The organism is Acinetobacter lwoffii (genome assembly GCF_024129685.1).
Classification (GTDB): domain Bacteria; phylum Pseudomonadota; class Gammaproteobacteria; order Pseudomonadales; family Moraxellaceae; genus Acinetobacter; species Acinetobacter lwoffii_X.
Genome location: NZ_JAMXXL010000068.1, coordinates 1 through 2180 on the forward strand (window position 1 = coordinate 1; position 2180 = coordinate 2180).

The window sequence follows — 2180 nt, forward strand, 5'->3', positions numbered from 1 at the left end:
GCAGATTATGCACGAATGCCAAGAAATTTGGAGTGCAAATATTAACCAAAAAGAAGATCATTTTTTGATTTATGAAAGAGATCTAATATTTTCAAATATGAAATTCTATATCCCTATTTTAAGAGGTATGCGCCCTGTCACTGAAATAGAAAATAAACAGCCATATATCGAACGTGCTCAAAAAGATTATTTTACGGATACAAGTAAATTTAATACTGAAAATATTATTACTGGTGAGTGTTTATATCATGAGCTTAAAATCCATCTTCTAGGTGAACCTGAACAACGTGAAATAATTAAAAATTATGAAGAAAAACTAAGCCAATATTTCTTTGATAATGAAGCTGTTTCATTGATTCCGAAGCATGATCAAGATGTAGTGAACATCAAAATCGGTTCAGATAGACAAAGACCTATTTATGAATTGGGTGATGGTTTGCAACAAGCGATTATCCTAACCTATGAAGCCTATATAAAAAACAAAGATAAAGAAGGAAATACAGAAACACATGCTTTCTTTATAGAAGAGCCTGAGCTTCACATGCATGCAGGTATGGTTCGTCAGCTAATGAACTTTTATCTAAATGAAACTAATCACTATTACTTCTTTACAACGCATTCAAATCATTTATTGGACATGGCAGATGAATCCGATCAAGTCATGATCCAAAAGTTTGTTAAACACCCAAAAGAAGGTTCTTCTAACGAATTTGAGTTTAAAATTTATCGTTGTGACCGTGATCGTGACCTACTTGCCTCACTAGGTGTACGTCCTTCTTCTGTTTATTTAGCTAACTGTACGATCTGGGTTTGAATAGCCACCAAAATTCTAGACACACATAACCATCTTTTGATGGGCCTTTTCATAATCTAATGGAGAACGCTGACCATTGGAACCATGTCTGCGTTTTGAGTTATAGAACATCTCTATATATTCAAAGATATCCGACCTTGCTTCAGTTCTTGTCACATAGATTTTCTTCTTGATCCTCTCTCGCTTTAACAGCTGAAAGAAGCTCTCAGCAACAGCATTATCATGGCAGTTTCCACGCCGGCTCATACTGCTTTCAAGGTTGTGATGCTTGAGAAATGTCTGCCATTCATGACTGGTGTATTGGCTACCTTGATCAGAATGAATCAGGACTTTGTTCTTTGGGCTTCTTCGCCACAAAGCCATCAGTAGAGCATCTAAAACCAGATCTGTTGTGATTCTCGACTTCATAGACCAGCCAACGACTAGCCGTGAGAATAGGTCGATTACTACTGCAAGATACAGCCATCCTTCATGAGTGCGAATATAAGTGATGTCAGTCACCCACAACTGGTTGGGCTGGGTGGGGTTAAACTGTCTGTCTAAAGTATTTCGAGCCACAATCGATGGAGTACTAACATTAGCTCTAGGTTTGCGATAGCCACGCTGTGACTTGAGACCATTCGCCTTCATGAGTCGATGTACTCGATTGATACCGCAACTTTCGCCAACGTCTTTCAAATCACAATGAATCTTGCGATAACCGTAGACTCCGCCAGATTCCAACCAGAACTGTTTAATTAATCCTGAAAGCTGTTGCCGCTTCCTCGCAGTTATACTGGTAGGTTTCTTTAACCAGGCGTAATAACCACTATGATGAACATCTAAAGTTGAACATAAACGACGAACAGGCCATATATGCTGATTGTCCCGAATAAAGGCGTACCTCATTTGGACTGGCTTGCGAAGTACACCGCGGCCTTTTTTAATATGTCCCTTTCTTCAGTAACCCGTTGCAGTTCTTTTTTTAACTTTGCTAATTCTGCACTTGGATCATTAGATTCTGTGATCTTGGGCTGCTGTGGATCATAACGTTTAATCCAGGCATACAGACTATGGGTAGTGGTTCCTAAACGTGCAGCAACTTCGGCCACACTATGACCTTTCTCAGTAACTTGCTTTACTGCTTCAATTTTGAATTCTTCATGGTATCGTTTACTGCTCATAAGCACCTCGTTAATTAGCCATTTTATCTAACTAAAAAGTGTCTACAAAATCGGTGGCTATTCAGTTGAAGGTATTACAGATCGTCTGTATATCACAAAATATATGGAAAAATATTTAGGGTCTGTTGACATTTACTGTTCATAATTAACCCTATAAAGGTAGCCATAAAAATATACAGGCTAAAGCAACAGAACTTTGATAA

At 38.2% G+C, this 2180-nt stretch carries 1 protein-coding gene and 1 pseudogene; one reads left to right on the forward strand and one right to left on the reverse strand.

Annotation, left to right across the window (positions count from 1 at the left end; translation table 11 throughout):
• Positions 1 to 97: 97 nt before the first annotated feature.
• Positions 98 to 811: pseudogene (locus NI464_RS15670) on the forward strand (ATP-dependent nuclease); the annotation flags it as partial.
• An 18-nt stretch (positions 812 to 829) separates the two neighbouring features.
• Here NI464_RS15670 and NI464_RS15675 read toward each other — a convergent pair.
• Positions 830 to 1977 (reverse strand): IS3 family transposase gene (locus NI464_RS15675; RefSeq protein WP_253139512.1). Its coding sequence is split into 2 segments (ribosomal slippage): positions 830 to 1731 and positions 1731 to 1977, totalling 1149 coding nucleotides; the frame shifts between segments, so codons are not numbered across the junction.
• Positions 1978 to 2180: the final 203 nt, after the last annotated feature.